The 6,041-nt window shown below is 38.8% G+C and carries 6 protein-coding genes; all 6 read right to left on the bottom strand.

Going from position 1 to position 6,041, the window contains the following annotated elements; translation table 11 throughout:
* Positions 1-927 (bottom strand): transposase (locus N473_RS26790; protein WP_063369540.1); only part of this gene is annotated, 927 nt, incomplete at its 3' end.
* Between the two features lie 94 nt (positions 928-1,021).
* The gene (locus N473_RS26000) at positions 1,022-1,189 is read right to left on the bottom strand and encodes a transposase (protein WP_081221314.1); all 168 of its coding nucleotides are present in this window, start codon (positions 1,187-1,189) and stop codon (positions 1,022-1,024) included.
* A 319-nt stretch (positions 1,190-1,508) separates the two neighbouring features.
* Positions 1,509-1,853, bottom strand: a complete 345-nt coding sequence (locus N473_RS20475) for a hypothetical protein (protein ID WP_063369539.1) — start codon at positions 1,851-1,853, stop codon at positions 1,509-1,511.
* Positions 1,854-2,098: 245 nt separating this feature from the next.
* Entirely contained in the window at positions 2,099-2,692 is a 594-nt protein-coding gene (locus N473_RS20470; RefSeq protein WP_063369538.1) for a hypothetical protein, read from the bottom strand.
* A 168-nt stretch (positions 2,693-2,860) separates the two neighbouring features.
* Positions 2,861-3,127 (bottom strand): hypothetical protein, encoded by a 267-nt coding sequence (locus tag N473_RS20465; protein WP_063369537.1) that lies wholly within the window; start codon positions 3,125-3,127, stop codon positions 2,861-2,863.
* Positions 3,128-3,503: 376 nt separating this feature from the next.
* Positions 3,504-5,654 carry a M3 family metallopeptidase gene (locus tag N473_RS20460; RefSeq protein WP_063369536.1) on the bottom strand — a complete coding sequence of 717 codons (2,151 nt, stop codon included), beginning with the start codon at positions 5,652-5,654 and terminating at the stop codon, positions 3,504-3,506.
* Positions 5,655-6,041: the final 387 nt, after the last annotated feature.

Below are 6,041 nucleotides of genomic sequence, written 5' to 3'. Positions count from 1 at the left end.
ACCTGCGAAGTTACCGTAGTGTCTTCCAAAATTTTGTATCCTATCCAACCATGTCACTTCTTCAATTTTCAGTGAAACTAGAATATTGGGCATGCTTTTTGGTATGTATCCTCTCTTATTGGAGTGAATATGCCGGCCCGTCCAGTCAACTAGCTCAAGGTAGTCAATTAATGAGAAAGGTATTGTGTTTGCATGCTCTCTCGCACCAAACGGTTTTAGAGATTTAGGTTGTTTTGCTTGGCTCTTGGCTTCATTTAGATTTGATTTCTTTGCGTTTGATTTGGTGTTTTTAAAGTGCTGGATGCGCTCTTGAATCGATGTGAAATCACTATCTTCCAGATTATTTGCCTTGTTGGCTCGAATTGGATTTAAGTCTACATAGGCCATACAACTGAGCAGCGCTGTTTCGTCAAGTAAGGCTTGAGACTTGTACCGCCCTTCCCAGTATTTACCCGTGCAGTTATCTTCCTTGTTTGCTTCTTTTGCAATGAACTCATTAAGGTTTTTCATAAACCAGCTGATGTCATACAACCTAGCTCGCCACTTTTCAACTAACTCAGATACAAGCAACAGCTCCGCCTCACTAAGAGCATCATCGTTTAGCAGTTTATCGATGATAGGGCTTCCCTTGTACAACCTATACCATCTAGATATTACCTCATTATTTGACCAACTAAGTGCTTGCTGTCTATTCACTTTGACCACCAAATGATAGTGATTACTCATAATGGCATAAGCCGCTATATCAATGGCAAATACACGACTGAGCAGCTTTACTCTTTCGACTAACCAAGTTCGTCTATGGTCAAAGTTTTTGCCAGTGTACTTATCGTCTCCGCACAAAAAAGCGCGGCGTACACACCGCGCTATTAAGTGATAATAAGACGTCGACGACAAATCTATCAGTGCTTTCCGTGCTCTTGTCATATCTATTTGACTCAAATTTAAACTGGATATTTAAACAGTAGTTAAACAGCTCGATTTAAGCAATAAATTTGTGCCTGTCCCATTTAGTTGCCATTTAGTTGCCATTTAGTTGTCGCTCGACTAACCAAGTTCGTCTGTGATCAAAGTTTTTACCAGTGTATTCATCGTCTCCGCACAAAAAAACACGGCGTACACACCGTGCTATCAAGTGGTAATAAGACGTCGACGACAAATCTATCAGTGCTTTCCGTTCTCTTGTCATTCCTATTTAACTCAATTTTAAACTGGATATTTAAACAGTAGTTAAATAGCTCGATTTAAGCAATAAATTTGTGCCTGTCCCATTTAGTTGTCCCATTTAGTTGCTATTTAGTTTACTCGGTTTGGTTCAATACAATATATCGAAGGTAAACCAAGAAGTGGAAAAGCAACTTCTTGATTTACATAAGGTTAACTATATGTCAGGCACTTTAACGGCCTAGTGGGAACCAAGATTAGAGCTATTCTTCGTGTAAAACTGCACGGTTTTGGTGAAAAAAATACCATTGAAATTAATGAGTCAATATAAAATACTCAATAAATTAAAAATTCTTATTAACGCGAAGTTGGGTTATTTCACACCATCCATTTGCATCTCTTTTAGTCTCATCGACCCTTATTTTCACTTCCTTGTTTGACGCATATGCCATTAATGCGGCGCTAAATAGTGAGTCAGAATATTTACTTTCTGGTAATGATGCGATGACTAAGTTTTTAGCCGTAAATTTAGGGCATGTATTGGCTTCAGAAAAGTTCTCTATATAGATTACAGCCTTGCCAGCAATATCATCTCCGACAACAATATCTGCGATTTTTCCTGTCGCATAATGTACATTTGCAATAACAGAAGAACTAAACAATAAACTTAAAAATAAAATTTTATTCATAATATCCTATTAAAATTATTCTATTGATATGTAAGGAAGGGTGGAAATAATTATAAAGAATACAACACGTAACTTGATATTTCAAACACTGAAAAATTGAGTCTATAATGTATAGTTAAATTTTAAATGCAATATTTCTCTAAACTACAAAAATTACAGAAAGATTATATACACCAAAATATCAACAGAGAAGAATTTATGCCTGTCCCATTTGGTTTTTTTTCGGTTTAATTAACTTGTTAGCATTACTTTACCGCAAGCATCTCAAGCGCGTTGTTAACTTTACTTGTATCACTATTGGAAAGGCACATTTTTTGAAGCTCGTAAACTAAGTTAACCAATTTTCCCATTGGCGTATTTTTATCAGGGCTCCAAGTTTTCCCAGCCATATTTGGCGTAGAAAAATAATAAGTAGTACCATCCATTCCTTGGCGCATATCCGATGGGTATCTAGCGTTTAATAATTCTGTTGACCAAACCTTCTCCAACTGAAGTGCCAATTGTTTCGAAATGGAAATACTGCACTTTTCTATGGGATGAACAGGTACATTGTTGCGATACGTTTGCCAGTAATGAGATTCGGCCTTTAAAAATACGAGTGAATATCTTTTATCTACACTTTTTAAGAATAAGACTGATTCTGGATGAAAAGAATGAATTGATACTACCTTTAAAATCACATCGCTAGAAAACGATTTTTTAAAAGCTCGTGCTACATATAAATGATAATCACGAGAAATTTGGGTGTTTGAATATATTGATGGCTCTGGAACTAAGTGTTCTTGAGCCTGAGCAATTGAAAAAATCAAACCCAATAATAATGCATTTAATATTTTCATAAGAGCATTCATACCATTATTTATTTGTTAGGGGGTATATTTAAAACATTTAACTTTTCATCCAAAGGAAACTGTTTAAATAATTCATATTTGAAGTCTGCTAATTTACTCTCAGACTTCAATCTAATAAAATGTCTTTTCAGTAAAATGTGGTTCATGTATCTGAATTTACTTAATTATTTCTTTGAAGACTTCTTGCCCACATGCATCAGCTCTTGCTAACTGTTCTAATACATCATTATCTAAATCTTGCTTCTTTTTATACAGTTCTAAAGCTAATTGAATAGTAACATTTGCATTATTGATTCTCTGGTACATAAACCAGTTATTCGCTCTTATGTGTTCACTGAGCTTTTTAACTTGGTGATGTTGCCAAAGCGCAAAACCGAAACCTAATAAACCAACAAATGTTCCAATAAAACTAATTATGTCCAATTTAATATCGACCCAATAGGTCGTTTTTCTACCGAGCCTCGGGTCATTTTTATCATTGTACCAGTTCTATCACAAGAACTAACTTGTTGCTAAAGATATACTTTTAAGCATTGTAGAAAATATAGAAAGGTTAAAAACGACCCAATAGGTCGTTTGCTTGACTATAGAAGAAACACAAAACAACTGAACATAACATCAGTGCTTTAAAGTAAACATTTCTAATGGCCGCTATTCTTTTGAGGCATCCGACTAAACACTTTTTGGAGCATACACGAGTTGCGCGAGAAGCTCCGCTTCTAACACAAAACTATTACCCACAAAAAAGCGGCCCCATACGAGGCCACTTATAAACTGATATGTCTAGCGTTCAATGAGCTTAATTGCTACTCAAACCGCGACGCTTCAATAGCGCATCGGTCGTCGGGGCTTGACCTCTAAATGCTTTGTAAGACTCCATTAATGGGCGTGAGTTACCCACCTCTAGAATATTTTTGCGGTAGTGGTCGCCAATTTTTCTGTTTAAGCCTCCTTGTGATTGCACGTAAGCGAATGCATCTGCCGCTAGGATTTCACTCCACATGTAGGCGTAGTAACCTGCTGAGTAACCGCCGCCCATTGAGTGTGAAAAATAGGCAGATTTATAGCGTGGTTGAATATGCGGTACGTACAAGCCGTGCTTTTTCAATACCTTTTGCTCAAACGCTTCTAAGTCGGTTACTTTTTCCTCTGGTTTGAGTGAATGCCATTCCATGTCTACCAGTGCAGCAGCAACGTATTCTAGGGTATCAAAGCCTTGGTTAAAGCTACGTGAGCGCACTAACTTATCAAGTAAGGCTGGTGGGATTGGCTCGTTAGTTTTGTAGTGCTTGGCGTAATTAGCAATAACTTTTGGGTGAATGGCCCAGTCTTCTTCAAAGGTAGATGGAAACTCAACAAAGTCTCTTGAAACCGACGTGCCTGACAAAGAAGGATAGTTTACATCCGACAGCATGCCGTGAATGCCATGCCCAAGCTCATGGAAGATGGTCGTGACTTCGCCATAGCTTAGCAAGGTAGGCTGTCCTTCAGGCGCTTTGGCAATATTCATCACGTTCACGACCACAGGTTTTTGCTCAAGTAAATGCGACTGATCAACAAATGAATTCATCCAAGCACCGCCACTTTTACCCTGACGAGCAAAGTAGTCTGCATAGAAAATTGCTAGACTCTTGCCATCGTGGTCAAAAACTTCATACGCTTTAACCTCTGGGTGATAGACAGGTAAATCTGGGCGCAGTTTAAACTCGATACCGTATAGCTCTTTCATGGTAAAGAATACGCCGTCTTCCAACACACGGTTAAACTCAAAATAAGGTCTAACACTGCTTTCATTTAACGCAAACTTATCTTGGCGCACTTGCTCAGCATAAAATGCCCAATCCCATGGTTGCACTTTAAAGCTTTCACCGTTTTGCGTTATTTTGTCTTGAATTGCCTGAGTCTCTTGTGCCGCGTTTTTCATTAACTGCTCAGTCATGCCAGAAAACATGTCAAATACCGCTTGTGGATTCTGCGCCATTTGATCAGATAAACCATAATCGGCCCAGCTATCAAAGCCAAGTATTTGAGCGCGTGTTGCACGAATCTGCGCAAGGCGACTGACTATCTCAGTGTTATTGGTTTTGCCAGTTTGTGCACGGTTTGCAGAAGCAAGCCATACGCGCTCTCTTAAATCACGGTTTTCTAGCTGTGCAAGGATTGGCTGGCGCGTGGTATTGGTAATGCTAATGAGGTATTTACCCTTGTGGCCCGCTTTTTCAGCAGCCGTTGCCATGACGTCAATTTGCGCGTCTGTTAAGCCTTTAAGCTGTGCTTTGTCTTCAACAACAACAGCAATGTTTTGTGTTTCTTGCAGCAGGTTTTGGCTAAATTGCGTTGTCAGTTGTGAGTGCTCTTTGTTGAGTGCTCTGATCTGCGTTTTTTGTGATTCGTTTAGCTTAGCCCCCGCTCTGACAAAGCGCCTGTAGTACACCTCAATGAGTCTTACTGACTCGGGGTCAAGGTTTAAAGTGGTGCGTTTATCATGGATCTCTTGCACACGCGCAAATAGCTTATCGTTTAGATAAATATTGTCGAAATGCTGAGCCATGAGTGGCGAAAATTTCTGCGCTAATGCTCGTCGGGTTGGGTTTGAGTCAGTGCCACTGACGTTTGAAAAGTACGCACTTGCACGGCTAAGCTGTGCACCGCTTTTTTCAAGGGCAACAATGGTATTTTCAAATGTCACTGTATTTTGCGCAATGATGTCATCGACTTCTTGAAGCTGCTGTGTAAAGCCAAGTTCAAATGCAGGGGCGATGTGCTCATCTTTAATGACCGTAAAGTCCGGTGCTTGATACTGCAATGCGCTTGGGCTCATTAGCGGGTTTTGTGCTGTCTTTTGCGCAGTTGCTTGTGTGTTTGTCATTAGCTGAGTTGCGTTTTGGCTATTGCATGCGCCGAGTAATATTACCGAGCTGACGGCCAATGCGATTGTTTTCTTTATCATAGTGTACTTCCGAGATAAGTGTGTACTGAATATTTAATGCAATGGTTGAGGCTTTTTTTAAAAAAACATTCATGCAAAAAGTTGGTTGGGAGTCGCTTTAAGCATGATGTTCTGTGCGTTCTTTGCGCAATGTACCTGAACTATTGAATTGCATGATATGTTATATTGTAACAAAATAAATGCAATTATATTTCTCTCAATTATTGCAACAAATTATTAAGATTATGATTTTATTGATTTATATTGGTTATGGCTGCGCAAGTACGCGTTATTGCTGTGGGTAAAGTGAATATGAATCTTCGATGATGTCTACAAAAAACAGGATAAAAAAACTTGCAAATCACTAAGTTGTGCGATGTTATATTATAACAATTATTAAGATGAGAT

It is taken from the genome of Pseudoalteromonas luteoviolacea CPMOR-1, assembly GCF_001625685.1.
Taxonomy (GTDB): Bacteria; Pseudomonadota; Gammaproteobacteria; order Enterobacterales; family Alteromonadaceae; genus Pseudoalteromonas; species Pseudoalteromonas luteoviolacea_K.
The sequence above is the reverse complement of the archived record's forward strand: the minus strand, read 5'-3'. Positions and strand labels throughout refer to the sequence as shown.

Excerpts from the sequence above, each read along its gene's own strand:
- N473_RS20460 (WP_063369536.1), bottom strand. The coding sequence starts at position 5,654 with ATGATAAAGAAAACAATCGCATTGGCCGTCAGCTCGGTAATATTACTC.
- N473_RS26000 (WP_081221314.1), bottom strand. The coding sequence starts at position 1,189 with ATGACAAGAGAACGGAAAGCACTGATAGATTTGTCGTCGACGTCTTAT.
- N473_RS20470 (WP_063369538.1), bottom strand. The coding sequence starts at position 2,692 with ATGAAAATATTAAATGCATTATTATTGGGTTTGATTTTTTCAATTGCT.
- N473_RS20475 (WP_063369539.1), bottom strand. The coding sequence starts at position 1,853 with ATGAATAAAATTTTATTTTTAAGTTTATTGTTTAGTTCTTCTGTTATT.